The following is a 16,699-nucleotide window of genomic DNA, read 5'->3' on the forward strand; positions in this document are numbered from 1 at the left end:
CGCGGGGAGGCCGCGGGCAGACTAGGCCGCGGCCGAAATCCACAGGCCGATCACCCAGGTGCTGCCGGCAAGGCAGGCGAGTCCGAACTCGACGATCATGCCCAGCCCGGTGGCCTTCAAGGCGGCCCAGCTGGAGGCCACGGCGGTGCCGATGGCCCGCGTGCGGTGCAGCTCGCTGAGCAGCAGGCCGGCGGCGAAACCGACGAACAGGCCCACCACCGGAATGATGAACATCCCCACGACACCGAGGACCAGACCGGCCACCACCGAGCGGCCGGGAATGCTGTGCTGTTTGAGTTTCCGGCCGGTCAGGACCGCGCTGGCGGCCATTCCGGCGAGGACGAAGACCATGCCAATCCCGAACACCACCCAGCCGGTGGTCCCGGCGCCGCCCCAGATGGCCCAGGCCAGCAGGCTTAGTCCGATCAGGATGCTTCCGGGCAATACGGGGATGACGGTACCGGCCACGCCTACCAGGATGGCGAGGCCGCAGAGAATCGTCACAACAGTCTCGGGGTTCATCGCCCCAGTCTAAGGCGCGAGGGCCTGTGGTTCCGGCCCGCCCGGGCTTCGATCGGCCGGCACCAGGAAAACGACGACGGCGCCGCATCCCCCAAGGAAGCGCCGCCGTCGTCGTCTGTGCTGCTGTGGCTACTCGGCTTCAACCGCCGCGGCGACGGCGGCGGACACTGCCGGCGCCACCCTCGGATCCAGCGGGCTGGGGACGATGTAGTCGGCGGATAGGTCCTCGTCGGCCAGTGCGGCGATGGCACGCGCCGCAGCCAGCTTCATCGCCGGCGTGATCCGGCGGGCGCCGGCGTCGAGGGCTCCGCGGAAGATGCCGGGGAACGCGAGGACGTTGTTGATCTGGTTCGGGAAGTCGCTGCGGCCCGTGGCGACGACGGCCGCGTACCGGCGTGCGACCTCCGGCAGGACTTCGGGGTCCGGGTTCGACAGGGCGAACACGATCGAGTCCTGGCTCATGAGCTTGAGGTGTTCCTCGGCCAGCTGGGAGGAGGAGACCCCGATGAACACGTCGGCGTCCAGCAGGGCATCGGCAGGTCCGCCGGAGACGCCGCGCGGGTTGCCGCTCTTGGCCAGCTGGGCCTTCTTGCTGGCGGGATCGGCGGCGATGTCCGCACGCTCGCTGTTGATGACGCCGCGGGAGTCCAGCAGCACAACGTCGCTGATCCCGGCGGTGAGCAGCATCTGCGCGACGGCGATCCCGGCGGCACCGGCGCCCGAAACGACAACGCGCAGCTTCCCGAGCCCGCGCCCGGTCACCTTGGCGGCACCGGTCAGGGCCGCGAGGACGACGACGGCCGTGCCGTGCTGGTCATCGTGCATGACGGGGCAGTCGAGGGCCTCGATGAGCTTTTCCTCGAGCTCGAAGCAGCGCGGCGCGGAGACGTCCTCAAGGTTGACGGCGCCGAAGCTCGGGCGCAGCCGGACGAGGGTCTCGACAATCTCGTCGACGTTGGTGGTATTGAGCACCAGCGGGATGGAGTCGAGCTCGCCGAAGGCCTTGAAGAGGGCCGATTTGCCCTCCATCACGGGCAGCGAGGCGCTGGCGCCGATGTCGCCAAGGCCCAGGACCGCCGTGCCGTCACTGACGACGACCACGAGTCGCTGGGCCCAGGTGAGGGTCTTGGCGAGTTCCGGGTTGGCCGCGATGGCGCGGCTGACCTGGGCGACGCCGGGCGTGTAGGCAATGGACAGGTCGCGCTTGCTGGCGAGCGGCACGGTGCTGGAAATTGAAAGCTTGCCGCCCTGGTGGGATGCGAAAATTTCCTCGTCGCTGAGCGCAACTGCAGGCTCGGGGGACGTGGCGTCGGCGGGGTTAATCGTTTCAGTGGACACTTCGTTGTCTCCTGGGGCTCACCGTGGGCGTACGGCACATGGAAGCTCAAGCACAGGGATGCTCAAGATGGTCTGGGGAACGTCAGCCTCGACCCAGGGTTGGTGGGTCTGCGGTGGAGCTCCGGGTACTGCAGGCGGCTGGGCCGCTCCGGTTCTGCAATGGTAAACAGATTTCACCGGCCGTGATGTGTCCCGCGACATACGCCGGCCTTGGTTAAACGTTTATCCCGACATGTGGGCGGTCTCGATCACGGAAAAGTGCCACTACCGGCCGGTAAATTATCCGATTGGTCTAGACCAATTACGTCGGTCGGCGGGCGGATGTCAGCAGGAAACACGCCTTTTTGAGGTCCTCCTCGGCTTCAAAGAGGGACAACCGCCGGCATCGGACGGACTGGACCAGTCCAGTGACGGTCAGCAGCAGAACCCGGGAGATGGCGGCGTCGCTGCTCACAGCCGTGACGGCCTTCTCGGCAGCGGAGTCGATCTCCCGGAGCAGCTTTGTGGCGTCCGTGTCCTTGGTGTAAACGGCCCTGTTCAGGCACTGCTCCACGGCAGGCTGCATAAGGCGCATGTGGAAGATTTCCATCACGACGCCGACGAGCGCGGGGGCCGGCACGTCGCCGTCGGCGTTCCCTGCGTCGCCCCCGGCGGTCCGTGCGGGCGGCGTCGCGGTCCGTCCCAGGGATTTCTTCGCGGGTGAGGCTGCGTGCAGCTCGGTCAACTGCTTGCGGTAGAGCGCCAGCACCAACTGTGTGGCGGAGGGAAAGTACCGGTACAGCGTGCCCAGCGGGACGTCGGCCTTGGCGGCGACTTCGGAGAGGACGACGGAGTCCAGGCCCTTGCGGGCGAACCCGCCGGCGACGTCGAGGATCCGGGTGTAGCGGAGCCGCTGCCGGGGCAGGGTGGGCGGAGGGGCCATCGGTGGAAGTTCTGAGTGAAATTCAGGCATCAGCGCCGTTCCGGGGTCGGTTTTCTCGGCAGCCGGGGGGGGATTCCCCCACAGCGCTGCCGCGGCAATTCCCGTCCACTATACGCCACGCTCCCGGCCCGGAAGCCAGTCACAAACAGTGCCGGCGGGAGCAACCCCGCGGCGGGTCCTGGCCTAGTCGACGCCCTTGATTTTGACCACAAAGACGGCCCCCAGCAGCCCGATGACGGCCGCCGCCACGTACAACGAAACGTAGCCTCCCCACAGCGTGACGAACGGGAAGGCAATGAGCGGAGCGAGCACCTGGGGCAGGGAATTGGCGACGTTGAGGACGCCCAGGTCCTTTCCGCGGCTCAGCGAAGTCGGAAGCACCTGGGTAATGAGGGCGAAATCCACCGCCAGGTAGCAGCCGAAGCCGATTCCCAGCACCGAGGCGCCCAGCAGTGCTCCGGTCCAGTTCGGCGCGAACGCCAGGATCAGCGAGGCCGCCGCGATGATGATCGAGGAGATGATCACGAGCGGCTTCCGCTTCCCCGTCCGGTCGCTCAGCCGGCCGCCGACCACACTGGTCACCATCACCATCGCCGCGTAGAGGCCGGTCAGGACCAGGACACCGAACTCCGGCGCGATGCCCTGCGTCTCCTGAAGATGGACTGCGTCCTTAAGGAAGAAGAGCAGGTAGAGGGTGACCATATGATTGCCGATGTTCACCAGGAGCCGGGTCAGCCAGGCCCAGGCAAAGTCCGGGTAGAGCACCGGGGAGATCCAAAAGCCCTTGGCGAAGCCGGCCAGGCTGAACGGCGGGCGTGCCCCCGCGGGGAGCGGGACGTCGTCGCTCTTGAAGAAATACAGCACGACGCCGGCGAGCAGCGCCACGGCGCAGACGAGGTAGCCGACGGCGAAGTTCCCGGTTACCGCTGCGGCGATCACCGCGCCGACGAGGATGCCGACGGTCTGGCCCATGGCGGCCAAGCCCCCCACGGTGCCGCGCTGGGCCACGGGGACGCGGTCCGGGATGGCAGCGGTGACGGCGGCATAGGCTCCGTTGCAGCCGGCCTGCACGAGGCACCAGAGCAGCGCCATAACGGCAACGTTCGGCGCCCCGGCGAGCGCGATCAGGGCCGCGGCGCCAAGGATGGCCCCGAAAAGGACCCAGGGCACCCGGCGGCCCAGCCGTGAGGTGGTGCGGTCGCTGAACGCACCGAACAACGGATTGGCCACGAGGGAGACCGCCGCACCGGCTCCGGTGACGAGGGCGAGGATGGCCTCCTTGTCACCTTCACTGAACGCGGCGGCCTGCTGGCCAAGGAGCACCTGGAGCGGGCCGAAAAATGCCGCGTTGATGCCCACGTTGACGAGGACGACGCCGGTGACCCAGACGGGGCGGACTGCCCTTTCGGGCTCGGTGAGCGCCGCCGCCGCCGGGCTTCCCGCGGTAGGGCTGCTGCGGGCTGGGTCCGGCGCTGCTCCGGACAGATCGGACAGGCTCATGTAATTCGGTTCCCCCCGGAAACGGCTGCTGGCTCCACGCGCTGAAGATCAGTGTGGGGCCAGACTATCGTGGGGATCACGATCCACCCCTATTTCCAGCAAGAGGAGACCCGATGGCCGCATCCGCCGTTAATACCGCCGATCTCTACGACGAGCGGGGCGAGGAACTCGATTCCGTGGCACTGCAGTTCCAGTCTCTCGGAGGCAACACGCACTTCAGCGGCCCGGTCCGGACCATCCGCTGCTTCGAAGACAACGCCCTGGTCAAGTCGACCCTCGCAACCCCCGGGGACGGTGCCGTCCTGGTGGTGGACGGCGCCGGCTCGCTGCGCACGGCCCTGATGGGGGACCTGATCGCGGCAAGCGCCGTCGCCAACGGCTGGGCCGGCGTCGTCATTAACGGCGCCATCCGCGACCGGACGGCCATCGCCGGGCTGCCGCTCGGGGTGAAGGCGCTGGGCAGCAACCCGCGGAAGAGCGCCAAGGCAGGCGCCGGCGAGAGCGACGTGGAACTGGAGATCGACGGCGTCCTCTTCCGGCCCGGCGCGATGATCTGGTGCGACCCGGACGGGATCCTGCTCGAGCGGTAACCCGCTTCCGGACAGCGCGTGGCGTCACGGCAGGCAGCCTTATGGCCTGCCTGCCGTTGCTGTCTCGCGCAGCTCCGGGCTTCTTCAGGGGCGGGGCCGGCAAAAGAGTGCGCGGAGTGACGGCCCGTCCCCGGCAGGAAGTATCCGACGGCGGCACGGTGCCGCCAAACTGTATGTTTCGTCTCACTTTTGACCCTGCGACATGCACCGCTCTGGCTCCGGTGCAAAACTTGGTAGCTGCGGCCGCAGGCCGTCGAACGCGAAATGCCGAGGGAGCCAGATGACAACCACCCAAGACCAGACCGTAGCCAGGATCCCCCAACGGGTCATTTGGCTGGCCGTGGCGGGCGCCGTGGGCGGCTTCCTCTTCGGCTTCGACTCCTCCGTGGTCAACGGCGCCGTCGACGCCATCAAGGACGAGTTCGCGCTGAGTCAGGCTGTGACCGGTTTCGCCGTCGCCGTGGCCCTCCTTGGCTGCGCCGCGGGCGCCTATCTGGCCGGGAAAGTCGCTGACCGCTACGGCCGCATCCCGGCAATGAAGATCGGCGCGCTGCTGTTCCTGGTCAGTGCCATCGGGACCGGCTTCGCGTTCAGCGTGTGGGACCTCATCTTCTGGCGCCTCGTCGGCGGCCTGGGCATCGGTCTGGCCTCCGTGATCGCCCCGGCCTACATCTCCGAGATCTCCCCGCGCCACGTCCGCGGCCGCCTGGCGTCGCTCCAGCAGCTCGCCATCACCACGGGTATCTTCGCCGCCCTGCTATCGGACGCCCTGTTCGCCAACTTCGCCGGCGGCGCCGGCGAGGATCTCTGGTTCGGTATTGAGGCCTGGCGCTGGATGTTCCTCGCCGGCGCCGTGCCTGCCGTTGTCTACGGCTGGATTGCGTACACCCTGCCCGAGTCGCCGCGGTTCCTGGTCTTCCAGGGCAAGGACGAGGAAGCCCTGAAAATCTTCCAGTCCATCGCCCCGAACGAGGACACGGACCGCCACCTGCGTGACATCAAAAAGGCCATCGAGGAAGACAAGGTCGCGGGCCAGAAGGGGTCCCTGCGCGGCAAGGCGTTCGGCCTGCAGCCGGTGGTGTGGATCGGGATCATCCTGTCGGTGCTGCAGCAGTTCGTCGGCATCAACGTGATCTTCTACTACTCCACCACCCTGTGGAAGGCCGTCGGTTTCCAGGAGAAGGACTCGCTGACGATCTCCGTGGCCACCGCCATCACGAACATCCTCGTGACTCTTGTCGCGATCGCCCTCGTGGACCGGATCGGCCGCCGGCCCATCATGCTGGCGGGTTCCATCGGCATGGCCGTCTCGCTGGGCACCATGGCCCTCGCCTTCGGGTCCGCCACCGGGACCGGCGACGCGATTTCGCTGCCCGGCGCCTGGGGCCCGGTCGCCCTGGTGGCCGCCAACGTCTTCGTGATCAGCTTCGGCGCGTCCTGGGGCCCGCTCGTCTGGGTGCTGCTGGGCGAGATTTTCCCGTCCCGGATCCGCGCCCGCGCGCTGGGCCTCGCCGCGGCCGCCCAGTGGATCGCCAACTTCGCGATCACCCTGAGCTTCCCGGTCATGGCGGCTGCCTCCCTGCCCCTGACCTACGCCATGTACGCGATGTTCGCGGCGGCGTCGTTCTTCTTCGTGAAGTTCAAGGTCCCCGAGACCAACGGAATGTCCCTGGAGCACGCCGAGACCCTCTTCGTCCCGAAGGGCTCCGCGAAGGATTCCGTCAAGGCCTGAGACGGGAGCACCGCGGCGCACGCTTCGGCCTCGCGAGGTGACAGATAATGCCTATGTTTCGCCGAAACATGGGCATTATCTGTCACCTCGGCGGCCACTGGGGCTACAGAATGAGCTTCATGCCCTCGTGGCTCGCCACGAACCCGAGCCGCTCGTAAAACCGGTGGGCGGCCGTCCGGGATTTGTCCGTGGTGAGCTGCATTAGTGAACAGCCGCGGAGCCGCGACTCATCGATGGCCCATTGCACCATCGCCGCCCCGACGCTCTGGCCGCGCAGCTCGCTCCCCACCCGCACAGCCTCCAGCTGGGCACGCCACGAACCCCTGCGGGACAGCCCCGGCAGGAAGCTGAGCTGGAACGTCGCCACCAGGCGGGTAACGGGCCCGTCCGCGGTCGCCAGCTCCCCCACGAGCAGGAGGTGCGCCGGGTCGGCGTCTATCGCGGCAAACGCCTGCTCGTAGGGGGCCAGATCGGACGTGTCCTCGCGGCTAGACCCGAGCTGGTCATCTGCCAGCAGCCGGAGAATTTCGGGTAGATCGGCGCGTTCGGCATGGCGCAAGCGGAACGTCCCGCCGTCGACGCTGAGAGTCAGCAAGGTGGTCCGGTCACGGGGGTTCAAGGTCACCAGCCCAGATTGCCCTATCGCCTCGCGAGGTGACAGCTGATGCCCATGTTTCCCAGAAGCATGGGCATTATTTATTACCCCGGCGGGTGTGGGGGCCGCTGCTGACGCAGACGCCGACGCCGGAACTCGGGTGAGTTCCGGCGTCGGCGTCTGTGCTTCGGCGATAGTGGAAACGGACTAGACGGAGTTTTTGGCGTCGTCGACCAGGGCGGAGACGGCCGCGAACAGCGGGTGGTCCGGGGCGAGGCCGGTGATCTTCGCGGTGGCCTCGCCGGCGCTGGAGGACGCCAGGATCTGCCTGAGCTCCACGGCCTCGGCGTCGGCCGGGTCGTTGAAGCGCAGGGCCGCGGCGACCGCGCCGAGCAGGGCCTCCGGCACGATTCCGCGTTCGGCAAGCTCCGCTGCCGGACCGATAAAGCGTTCGTGCCGGCTGAGCTTGCGCAACGGCGCCCGTCCCACCCTGTTCACGGTGTCCGGCAGATGCGGGTTGGAGAAGCGGCCCAGGATCTTCTGGACATAGGCCTCCTGCTCGTCGCGGTTGAAGCCGTGCTTGGCCACGAGGAGCTCTTTGGTTTCGTCCAGGACGGCGCGCACATCGGCGGCGACGTCCTGATCGGCCATGGCCTCGGAAATCTTCCCGAGCCCGGCCTCAAAGCCGAAGTACGCGGCCGCGGCATGTCCGGTGTTCACGGTGAACAGTTTCCGCTCGATATACGGCTCCAGGTTGTCCACGAACGTGGCACCCGGAATGACCGGCACCGCACCGCCGAACGGTGTCCGGTCGATGACCCATTCGTAGAAGGTCTCCACTGTGACGTCCAGCCCCTGCCCGGCTTCCTGGTTGGGCACAATCCGGTCCACCGCCGTGTTCGCGAACACGGCGGCAGCGTCGAGGGATCCCGCGGCCGGGTCCCACTGCGCGGAGACCTCGGACTTCAGGATGTCCGTGGCGTTGATGGCGTTCTCACACGCCATCACCTGCAGCGGAGCGAGCCCGGGGGCCCTGGCGGCGATCCCCCTGGCGATCACCGGGGCCACGAACTTGAGGATGTGCGGCCCCACCGCGGTGGTGACGACGTCCGCCGTCGCAATCTCCGCAATTGCCTCCGCTTCCTGGCTGCCGGAATTGAGCGCGCGGAAGTTCTCCACGGTGCGGACGGTGGGGTGCTCCCCCACCTCGTGGACCCGGTAGCTGTCCGCGGCGGCCAGCTGGGTGATCAGGTCCTCCGCGACATCCGCGAACACCACCTCATACCCTGCCTCGTGCAGCAGAAGCCCCACGAATCCGCGCCCGATGTTTCCGGCTCCGAAATGAACAGCCTTCACTAGGAATTGACCTTTCCGAACAGGTCGAGGACTTCCTCGACCGTGGTAGCCGCCTCAAGCTGTGCCACCTGGGCCTTGTTGGTGAAGACCTTCGCGATGGAGGACAGGATGTGCAGGTGCTCGTTGTTGATGCCGGCGACGCCGACCACGAACTTCACTTCCTTGCCGTTCCAGTCGATGCCGTTCGGGTAGCGGATCACGGAGACCGCGGACTTCATGATGTGGTCCTTGGCGGCATTGGTGCCGTGTGGAATCGCGAGATAGCTGCCCATATAAGTGGAGACGGATTCCTCGCGTTCGTGCATGGCGTCCAGGTAGCCGGAGTCGACGGCGCCGCGGTCCAGCAGGAGCCGGCCGGCCTCGTCGATGGCGGCGTCGCGGGTGGTGGCCGTGCCGTTCAACACGACGCTCTCGGCCACGAGGATGCCGGCGGGGCCGGTTTCCTCGGGAGCTTCGGGCGTTGCGGCGGCGGCCGGAGCGGTGGCGGCGGCGGCCGGAGCGGTGGCGGCGGCGGCCGGAGCGTCGGCTCCAATCTCCGTGTTGCTCGACCTGACCAGCTCCACGATCTCGTCGTACTTGGGACTGTTCATAAAGTTATCGACCGAGACGTGCACGGCGCTGGCGGTCACCGGCTTGGCCCGTTCGGTCAGGTCCTGGTGCGTGATGACGACGTCGTAGGTGTCGCTGAGGTTGGCGATCGCGGAGTTGGTGACCAGGACGTCCGGGAAGCCGGCCGCCTTGATCTTGTTCCGCAGCACCGAGGCGCCCATCGCGCTCGAGCCCATACCGGCGTCGCACGCGAAGACGATGTTCCTGACCGGCCCGGCGAGGACGGCGACGCCACCGGCGGCAGCACCGGACCCCGTAAGCAGGGAGGACACCGAGCTCTTCTTGCCCTTCATTTCCTCCATCCGGACGGTGGCGGCTCCCAGGGCCTCTTCCTCGGTGGCGCCCACCGGGGTCTTGCTGGCCTTCAGGATCACCGAGGCGATCAGGAAGGACACCGTGGTGGCGAACAGCACGGAGAGGGTCACGCCGACGTAGCTGTCGCGTGCGGTCGCCGCGTAGACGGCGATAATGCTGCCCGGGGCCGCCGGCGACCGGAGCCCGGCACCGGTGACCACCAGGGTGAAGATGCCGGTCATGCCGCCGCCGATAGCGGCGAGGATCATGATGGGCTTCATGAGCACGTACGGGAAGTAGATCTCATGGATACCGCCGACGAACTGGATCAGGGCTGCACCAGGCGCGGACGCCCTGGCCAGTCCCGTGCCGAAGATCGAGTAGGCGAGCAGGATTCCGAAGCCCGGACCGGGGTTGGCCTCGAGCAGGAACAGGATGGACTTGCCCTCCTCGAGCACCTGCTGGGTCCCCAGGGGCGTGAGGATGCCGTGGTTGATGGCGTTGTTCAGGAACAGGACCTTCGCGGGCTCGATGAAGATGCTGGTAAAGGGCAGCAGGCCGTTGATGACGAGGAATTCGACGACGGCGCTGGCCCCGTCGCTGAAGGCCTTCACCACCGGGCCGACCACGAACATGCCAACGACCGCCATGCCGGCGGCCAGGATGCCGGCCGAGAAGTTGTCGATCAGCATTTCGAAGCCCGGCTTGACCCGGCCTTCCCAGATCTTGTCCAGCCTTTTCATGAGCCAGGCGGTGAGCGGGCCCAGCATCATGGCGCCGATGAACATGGGGATGTCCGTTCCGACGATCACGCCCGTGGTGGCCACCGCGCCCACGACGCCGCCTCGCACGCCGTAGACCATCCGGCCGCCGGTATAGCCGATCAGGAGCGGGAGCAGGTAGGTGATCATGGGCCCGACAAGCTTGGCGAGCTCCTCGTTGGGCAGGAAGCCCGCCGGGATGAAGAGCGCCGTGATGATGCCCCACGCGATGAACGCGCCGATGTTGGGCATGATCATTCCGGACAGGAAGGTCCCGAATTTCTGGACGCCTACCCGCACGCTTGTCCGGGGTTTCGCAACTGTCTCTGTTGCCATCTGATTTCCTAACCGTCATTCCTGCTGCACCGCAGGATGGTCCGATAATTTCGCGAGGCTAGCTGGTGGAGATCCGGTGGAGCCATTCGAGGAAGAGCTTGAGTTCCGAGCTGGAGAGCTGGTCCGAGTGCGATGCCTGCAGTGCCGCGTTCAGGGCGATCGCCGCCACAACCACTGAGGATTTCCCGGACGCTTCAGGACCGTTGTCTTTGGCCTGTTCCGAGGAAACCGCAAAGATCATGGCGTCGCGGGTCATCGTGGACAGCTCGAGGTTGCGCTCGGGCGCCTTTTCCGTAATCAGCATGAGTGTCACCCCGACGTTGGCAGCCAGGATGCTCCTGGCCGCTTCCTGCGGAGGGACGTTAAGTTGGCCGGCGACGGCGGCCTTGTTCAGCATTTCCACCATCAGGCCCTCGGCGTCGGCGACGACGACCGGGCGGCTCTCGGGGCGGATATTGCCGAACATGACCAGGTACAGCTCGGGCTGGTTGAGCCCAAACTGCACGTGGTTGTCCCACATCCGCCGGATATCTTCCAGCGGATGTCCCGACGGGGCGAAGTCGCGTTCGCCCGCCACATACTCCTCAAAACCTGCCGCGACGACCGCGTCGAACAGCCCTTCCTTGTCACCGAAGTGGTGATAGAGGGTCGGCGCGGTGACGCCGGCCCGCTGGGTGATCTGGCGGGTGGAGACCGCGCCCCCGGCGGAGTTGGCCAGCAACTCCGCCGCCGCACGCAGCAGCCGCGTCTTTGGCGGAAGCTGGCCATCGAAACTCATAACCGCTACCCTAGCACCTATAGCAACGCTATATGAAGTGCATCACATACAATTTTTTCAGGTACCAGTATCCGTCCGCCGACGTAGCTGTCGGCGGACCGGGCCGACCGTCCGATCCAGAAAATCCGATCCGGAACGTCCGGCCCGGATCGGACGGCTCCGGCAGTACCTGACCCGGCTTACCGGCCCACGGCAGAGAATGAGGACCTTCAGTGCAGAACTTCCCAGGAGTAGGGGTCAGCCCCGGCCGCATCATCGGAACCATCCGCCAGATGCCCAAACCCGTCAGCGAACCGCCCGCCGGGGAGCTGTTGCCGGCCGGTGTCACGGCCGAGGAGGCGACCGCGGCACTGAAGACGGCGGCGAAGGCCGTCCACGACGAGCTGAAGGCCCGGGCCGGGACGGTCAGCGGCGACGGCAAGGCTGTCCTGGAAGCCACGGCCCTGATGGCGACGGACACGATGCTCATGAAGTCCGCCGCCAAACTGATCGGCCGCGGCACCTCCGGCCAGCGTGCCATCTGGGAAGCCGGCGCCTCCGTCTCGGAGATGCTGCACAACCTCGGCGGCTACATGGCAGAGCGGGCCACCGACGTCCTGGATGTCCGGGCCCGGATCGTCGCCGAACTGCGCGGGGTGCCCGCCCCGGGCATCCCGTCTTCCCCCACCCCGTTCATCCTGATCGCCGAGGATCTCGCCCCGGCGGACACCGCCACCCTGGATCCGGAGAAGATCCTGGCGCTGCTCACAGCCGGCGGCGGGCCGCAGTCCCACACCGCGATCATTGCCCGCTCGCTGGGCCTTCCCGCCGTCGTCGCCGCACCGGGCGTCGACCAGCTTCCGGACGGCACCGAGGTCTACGTGGACGGCGCTGCCGGACTGATCACCGTGGACCCGGATGGCTCGCAGCGTGCCGCCGCCGAGCACTGGGCCGCCACCGCATCGCTGCTGGCGGACTTTGACGGGACCGGCGCGACGGCGGACGGCCACCTGGTACCGCTGCTCGCCAATGTCGGCGGCGGCAAGGATGCCGTGGCCGCCGCGAAGCTGAACGCGCAGGGGGTGGGGCTGTTCCGGACCGAATTCTGCTTCCTGGAGCGGGACACCGAGCCCACCGTGGACGAACAGGCCGCCGCGTACAAGGGCGTCTTCGACGCGTTCCCGGGCAAGAAGGTGGTGCTCCGGACGCTCGACGCCGGCGCGGACAAGCCGCTGCCCTTCCTCACCGACGCCACGGAACCCAACCCCGCCCTCGGCGTCCGCGGGTACCGCACCGATTTCACCACGCCGGGCGTGCTGGAGCGCCAGCTGCAGGCCATCGCCCGGGCCGAGCAGGAGTCCGAGGCGGACGTCTGGGTGATGGCGCCGATGATTTCCACCGCGGAGGAAGCTGCCCGCTTCGCCACGCTGTGCGCCGAGGCCGGACTCAAGACCCCCGGCGTCATGGTGGAAGTCCCGTCCGCGGCACTCACTGCCGAGGCCATCCTCCGGGAGGTGGCCTTCGCGAGCCTGGGCACCAACGATCTCACCCAGTACGCCATGGCCGCCGACCGCCAGCTCGGCCCGCTCGCGGCGCTGAACACCCCGTGGCAGCCCGCCGTGCTCCGGCTCGTCGGCCTCACCGTGGAAGGTTCCGCCGCGGAGGGCCACAACAAACCGGTCGGTGTCTGCGGCGAGGCCGCCGCGGATCCGGCCCTCGCCGTCGTCCTCACCGGGCTGGGCGTCTCGACCCTGTCCATGACGGCCCGGTCCCTCGCCGCCGTGGCGGCCGTGCTGAAGACCGTCACCCTGGCCGAGGCGCAGGAGCTGGCCAAACTGGCCCTCTCCGCGCCGAGCGCCACCGAGGGCCGCGCCTGGGTCCGGGCGAAGCTGCCGGTCCTCGAGGAGCTCGGGCTGTAGCGCCGCAGCAGGCAGTGGTGGTGTGGGGCCGATCCGGGGGCGCTAGGATGCACTCCATGACACTGATTGCTCCCCGGCTGACGGCCGCCCTTCCGGCGGAGGACGCGCAGAAGCTCCGGTACGCCCTCAACGGCAGCGACGACATCACGGTGTTCGTGGACGGCACCGTCCACCGGCTGCCGCCCGAGGCGCGGGACGCCGTCGTGGACCTGCTGGCGCGCTTCAGCCGGGGCGAGGCGGTGACGGTCAGCAGCGTCGAGGAAATGCTGACCACGTCCCGGGCGGCCGAGCTGGCCGGGATCTCGCACACCTACCTGCGGAACCTGACGGACCGCGGCGAAATCCCGGTCGAATACCGGGGCACACACCGGCGGATCCGGCTCGCCGACGTCATGGCCTGGCTGGAAAAGCAGAAGAAGAACAGTACCGCGGGCGGCGCTCCGGGCCACGGGGATGACGGTACCGCGGATGCTTCGTGACGGCGTGATAAGGATCAAACAACGATCCCGGCCCTGCGCGGAAACGCGGGGAAGGCCGGGGTTACGCTTGGATTGTGGGTAAGTTCAAAGGGTGGCACATCGTGGCTGGCATTGCCGCCATGGTGCTCACAGGCATCCTCGGAAACTCCATGGGGCTGAACAATACGGCCGCCTTTATGTCCAGCTGCGTCGCATTTGTGGCCGTCTCCATGTGGATGGACAGCCGGATCTCGCTCCGCAGAAGGGAAGCAGCGCAGCAAGCAGCCCGGAAGAGAGCCCAGGAAACTGCGGCGGGCCGCGCCACGGATGCTGACAATGCCGGATCCGCACCGGACCGGCGACCCCAGGCCGAGCAGCCCAAACGCGAGGGCCGCGGCACCTAAGCCGACGGCCCCCTAGATCCTGGGGCGGGCCGCCCAGCGCCGCGCCTTCAGCGCAGCGTGGAGTTCCAGCCGCACCATCCCCTTGAGCGGGTCGACGCCGAGCAGTTGGCGGATCCGGCCCAGCCGGTTGTAGATGCTGCTCCGGTGCAGGTGGAGCTTGTCCGCCACTTCCTGGACCGATCCGTCATTGTCGTAGAACAGCTCCAGCACCGGCAGCAGCTCGTGATTCCGGTCGTGGTCCTCCAGGCGGCGGAAATAGACCGAGCCTGCGTCCGCCCATGCCCCCGCCCCGCCGCCGGCGGAGGCCAGCAGCTGGTAGATCCCGGTGGCGCGGCAGTCCACGAGTTCTCCCAGCTGGGGATCCACCGCAGCGGCCTGCGCGGCCTGCCGGGACTGCCGGTACGCATCGGCAAGTTCCCGCGGCCGCGCGAAGCCCTCGGAGGTGCCCAGGATGATCCGGTGGACCGGCCGGCCGGACCGCTTGGCCAGCTCAAGCTGGTAGTGGACCAGCACCTGGGCGTGGTTCGCTCGGCCGGCCGATTCCCTGAACAAGACGACCGCGTGGGTCTCCGTGCCGGCGCTGAACAGTGTGGCGTCCACGCCGATGGTGGCCTGCAGCGCGGCAGAGCGGTGGACCAGCGTGGAGGCGATCGGGTCCGATCCTTCCGCCCAGCCGTCCGCATCCAGCACCGTCACCAGCTGCCAGGGTCCGCGCCCCTGGATTTCCTTCCAGCCGGCCACGGCCGCGACGGCGTTGGACTCGCCCCGGCAGGCGGCCAGGAATTCCTGTTCGCGGCGGCGGCGGAATTCGGATTCGGCCGTGTTGGACTCCAGCAGCAGGGCCGAGAGCTGCTCCAGCTCCCGGGCCACCCCGGGCAGCTGGGCGAGGACCGTTGTCGCGTTCGGCTCATCGGCGTCAAGCTGGACCCACAGGTAGCCCACCCTGAAGCCCCGCACCAGCAAGGGAACGCAGACGCGGCCCAGCATCCCGAGTTCCGCGTTGGCCGGCACGACCACCGGGCGGACCGCCGTCGCGATCCCGTGCGAGAGCTGCCAGGCGCTGACGTCCACCGGGACGCGCTTGCTGAGCAGGAAGTTCACCCGGACCCGGTCGGCGTGCGACTGGTTGGAGCTGTAGGCGAGCAGCAGGCCGTCGAGATCCTCAAGTGAGAGCCCGCGGCCCAGTTGCAGCGCGACCTGCTCCACGAGCTGTTCGACGTCCTGCTGCATGCTGCAACCCTACTGCGGATGCCGCTTCCGCAGCCAACGCCGCGGCGAACACCGCCCCAACGGACAGCAGGCGACACCTGACGCTTGCCGGGTCGACAAATGTCCAGCCCGGTATTTGGAAAAGCCCGGATTCCCGCGGAAGGCTGCCGCCCCAGCGAGGCGGCGCCTGTCGCTTCCCTCACAGCCGGATTTATTCTGGAAGTACGACTTCCCCGAATACCCCGGCCCGCAGGCCACCAGCATTGGAGCCCACACATGATCATCGGTGTCCCCAAAGAGATCAAGAACAATGAATTCCGCGTCGCCATCACGGCCGCCGGCGTGCACGAATTCCGCACCCACGGCCACTCGGTCCTCGTGGAGCGCGGCGCGGGCCTGGGCTCGGGCATCACGGACGAGGAATACGCCATCGCCGGAGCCGAAATCGTCGTCGAGGCCGATGACGTCTGGGCCCGCGCCGACATGGTCATGAAGGTCAAGGAGCCGGTCAAGGCCGAATACCACCGCTTCCGCAAGGGCCTGGTCCTCTTCACCTACCTGCACCTGGCTGCCGAGCCGGAGCTCACACAGGAGCTCATCAACTCCGGCGTCACCGCCATCGCCTACGAGACCGTCCAGGAGGGCCGCGCGCTGCCGCTGCTCGCCCCGATGTCCGAGGTTGCGGGCCGTCTGTCCGTCCAGGTCGGCGCCACCTCGCTGATGGCACCGGCCGGCGGAAAGGGTGTACTGCTCGGCGGCGTACCGGGCGTCCGCCCCGCCAAGGTCGTTGTCCTCGGCGCCGGTGTTGCCGGCACCAACGCCGCCGCCATGGCCATCGGCCTCGGCGCTGACGTCACCATCCTGGACATCAACATCAATCGACTGCGCGAACTGGACGCCCAGTACCAGGGCCGCCTGAAGACCGTGGCGTCCAACGCGTACGAAATCGAGAAGTCGGTCGTCGACGCCGACCTGGTGATCGGCTCCGTGCTGATCCCGGGCGCCAAGGCCCCGAAGCTGGTCACCAACGAGCTGGTTGCGCGGATGAAGCCCGGCTCCGTGCTGGTGGACATCGCCGTGGACCAGGGCGGCTGCTTCGAGGACACGCACCCCACCACGCACCAGGAACCGACATACAAGGTCCACAACACGATCTTCTACTGCGTGGCCAACATGCCGGGCGCCGTACCGAATACCTCCACCTACGCACTGACCAACGTCACCCTGCGCTACGCCGTCGCCCTGGCCAACCTGGGCGTCAAGGCCGCGTTTGAACGCGACGCCGCCCTCGCCGCCGGCCTCAACATTGCCGGTGGCAAGGTGGCGCACCGCTCGGTCTCCGAGGCGCACAACCTGCCCCTCGTCGCCGACTGGCACGAGCTGGTTTCCGCGTAACC

General features: G+C 67.7%; 15 protein-coding genes. 6 read left to right on the plus strand and 9 right to left on the minus strand.

The annotated features are described in order from the left end of the window. Nucleotides 1-21: 21 nt before the first annotated feature. The 4 genes from ACZYZ3_RS04050 to ACZYZ3_RS04065 form a co-directional block, all read right to left on the minus strand. Nucleotides 22-522: a DUF456 domain-containing protein gene (locus tag ACZYZ3_RS04050; RefSeq protein ID WP_463962557.1), complete on the minus strand. Its 501-nt coding sequence runs from the start codon at nucleotides 520-522 to the stop codon at nucleotides 22-24. 129 nt (nucleotides 523-651) lie between these two features. Further along, a complete protein-coding gene (locus tag ACZYZ3_RS04055; RefSeq protein ID WP_463962558.1) occupies nucleotides 652-1,860 on the minus strand; it encodes an NAD(P)-dependent malic enzyme in 1,209 nt (402 codons plus the stop codon). Between the two features lie 301 nt (nucleotides 1,861-2,161). Next, on the minus strand, nucleotides 2,162-2,782 hold the full coding sequence (locus ACZYZ3_RS04060) for a TetR/AcrR family transcriptional regulator (RefSeq protein WP_463962559.1): 621 nt from the start codon (nucleotides 2,780-2,782) through the stop codon (nucleotides 2,162-2,164). A gap of 183 nt (nucleotides 2,783-2,965) precedes the next feature. Continuing rightward, nucleotides 2,966-4,282 (minus strand): MFS transporter, encoded by a 1,317-nt coding sequence (locus tag ACZYZ3_RS04065; RefSeq protein WP_463962560.1) that lies wholly within the window; start codon nucleotides 4,280-4,282, stop codon nucleotides 2,966-2,968. Nucleotides 4,283-4,395: 113 nt separating this feature from the next. Here ACZYZ3_RS04065 and rraA point away from each other — a divergent pair, with 113 nt between their 5' ends. Together rraA and ACZYZ3_RS04075 are read left to right on the plus strand one after the other, a co-directional pair. Continuing rightward, complete coding sequence (rraA, locus tag ACZYZ3_RS04070) at nucleotides 4,396-4,872, plus strand: ribonuclease E activity regulator RraA (RefSeq protein WP_463962561.1); 477 nt, start codon at nucleotides 4,396-4,398, stop codon at nucleotides 4,870-4,872. A gap of 280 nt (nucleotides 4,873-5,152) precedes the next feature. Continuing rightward, complete coding sequence (locus ACZYZ3_RS04075) at nucleotides 5,153-6,604, plus strand: sugar porter family MFS transporter (RefSeq protein ID WP_463962562.1); 1,452 nt, start codon at nucleotides 5,153-5,155, stop codon at nucleotides 6,602-6,604. 103 nt (nucleotides 6,605-6,707) lie between these two features. Here the strand turns inward: ACZYZ3_RS04075 and ACZYZ3_RS04080 are convergent, their stop codons facing one another. From ACZYZ3_RS04080 to ACZYZ3_RS04095, 4 genes are all read right to left on the minus strand, one after another. Further along, nucleotides 6,708-7,232: a GNAT family N-acetyltransferase gene (locus ACZYZ3_RS04080; RefSeq protein ID WP_463962762.1), complete on the minus strand. Its 525-nt coding sequence runs from the start codon at nucleotides 7,230-7,232 to the stop codon at nucleotides 6,708-6,710. Between the two features lie 174 nt (nucleotides 7,233-7,406). Continuing rightward, nucleotides 7,407-8,555, minus strand: a complete 1,149-nt coding sequence (locus tag ACZYZ3_RS04085; RefSeq protein WP_463962563.1) for a mannitol-1-phosphate 5-dehydrogenase — start codon at nucleotides 8,553-8,555, stop codon at nucleotides 7,407-7,409. Beyond that, nucleotides 8,555-10,555, minus strand: a complete 2,001-nt coding sequence (locus ACZYZ3_RS04090) for a PTS mannitol transporter subunit IICBA (protein ID WP_463962564.1) — start codon at nucleotides 10,553-10,555, stop codon at nucleotides 8,555-8,557. Before ACZYZ3_RS04090 ends, ACZYZ3_RS04085 begins: the two co-directional genes overlap by 1 nt. A 58-nt stretch (nucleotides 10,556-10,613) precedes the next feature. Beyond that, nucleotides 10,614-11,333 (minus strand): TetR/AcrR family transcriptional regulator, encoded by a 720-nt coding sequence (locus ACZYZ3_RS04095; protein WP_463962565.1) that lies wholly within the window; start codon nucleotides 11,331-11,333, stop codon nucleotides 10,614-10,616. Nucleotides 11,334-11,545: 212 nt separating this feature from the next. On the opposite strand from ACZYZ3_RS04095, the gene ptsP reads away from it, so the two are divergent. The 3 genes from ptsP (at nucleotide 11,546) to ACZYZ3_RS04110 (ending at nucleotide 14,093) form a co-directional block, all read left to right on the plus strand. Further along, nucleotides 11,546-13,231, plus strand: a complete 1,686-nt coding sequence (gene ptsP / locus ACZYZ3_RS04100) for a phosphoenolpyruvate--protein phosphotransferase (protein ID WP_463962566.1) — start codon at nucleotides 11,546-11,548, stop codon at nucleotides 13,229-13,231. 56 nt (nucleotides 13,232-13,287) lie between these two features. Beyond that, complete coding sequence (locus tag ACZYZ3_RS04105) at nucleotides 13,288-13,710, plus strand: helix-turn-helix domain-containing protein (protein WP_463962567.1); 423 nt, start codon at nucleotides 13,288-13,290, stop codon at nucleotides 13,708-13,710. Nucleotides 13,711-13,784: 74 nt separating this feature from the next. Further along, the gene (locus ACZYZ3_RS04110) at nucleotides 13,785-14,093 is read left to right on the plus strand and encodes a hypothetical protein (protein ID WP_463962568.1); all 309 of its coding nucleotides are present in this window, start codon (nucleotides 13,785-13,787) and stop codon (nucleotides 14,091-14,093) included. Nucleotides 14,094-14,105: 12 nt separating this feature from the next. Here ACZYZ3_RS04110 and ACZYZ3_RS04115 read toward each other — a convergent pair whose 3' ends face one another. Then, entirely contained in the window at nucleotides 14,106-15,323 is a 1,218-nt protein-coding gene (locus ACZYZ3_RS04115) for a PucR family transcriptional regulator (protein WP_463962569.1), read from the minus strand. Between the two features lie 255 nt (nucleotides 15,324-15,578). Between ACZYZ3_RS04115 and ald the strand changes: the two genes are divergently transcribed. Beyond that, nucleotides 15,579-16,697: an alanine dehydrogenase gene (gene ald, locus ACZYZ3_RS04120; RefSeq protein WP_463962570.1), complete on the plus strand. Its 1,119-nt coding sequence runs from the start codon at nucleotides 15,579-15,581 to the stop codon at nucleotides 16,695-16,697. The last annotated feature ends 2 nt before the right edge of the window (nucleotides 16,698-16,699 follow it).

This window comes from Pseudarthrobacter linnaei (assembly GCF_055412825.1).

Bases quoted from the DNA above. Each gene is read 5' to 3' on its own strand.
- ACZYZ3_RS04105 (WP_463962567.1), top strand. From the start codon at position 13,288: ATGACACTGATTGCTCCCCGGCTGACGGCCGCCCTTCCGGCGGAGGAC.
- ACZYZ3_RS04060 (WP_463962559.1), bottom strand. From the start codon at position 2,782: ATGGCCCCTCCGCCCACCCTGCCCCGGCAGCGGCTCCGCTACACCCGG.
- rraA (WP_463962561.1), top strand. From the start codon at position 4,396: ATGGCCGCATCCGCCGTTAATACCGCCGATCTCTACGACGAGCGGGGC.
- ACZYZ3_RS04090 (WP_463962564.1), bottom strand. From the start codon at position 10,555: ATGGCAACAGAGACAGTTGCGAAACCCCGGACAAGCGTGCGGGTAGGC.
- ald (WP_463962570.1), top strand. From the start codon at position 15,579: ATGATCATCGGTGTCCCCAAAGAGATCAAGAACAATGAATTCCGCGTC.
- ACZYZ3_RS04075 (WP_463962562.1), top strand. From the start codon at position 5,153: ATGACAACCACCCAAGACCAGACCGTAGCCAGGATCCCCCAACGGGTC.
- ACZYZ3_RS04065 (WP_463962560.1), bottom strand. From the start codon at position 4,282: ATGAGCCTGTCCGATCTGTCCGGAGCAGCGCCGGACCCAGCCCGCAGC.
- ACZYZ3_RS04115 (WP_463962569.1), bottom strand. From the start codon at position 15,323: ATGCAGCAGGACGTCGAACAGCTCGTGGAGCAGGTCGCGCTGCAACTG.
- ACZYZ3_RS04050 (WP_463962557.1), bottom strand. From the start codon at position 522: ATGAACCCCGAGACTGTTGTGACGATTCTCTGCGGCCTCGCCATCCTG.
- ACZYZ3_RS04095 (WP_463962565.1), bottom strand. From the start codon at position 11,333: ATGAGTTTCGATGGCCAGCTTCCGCCAAAGACGCGGCTGCTGCGTGCG.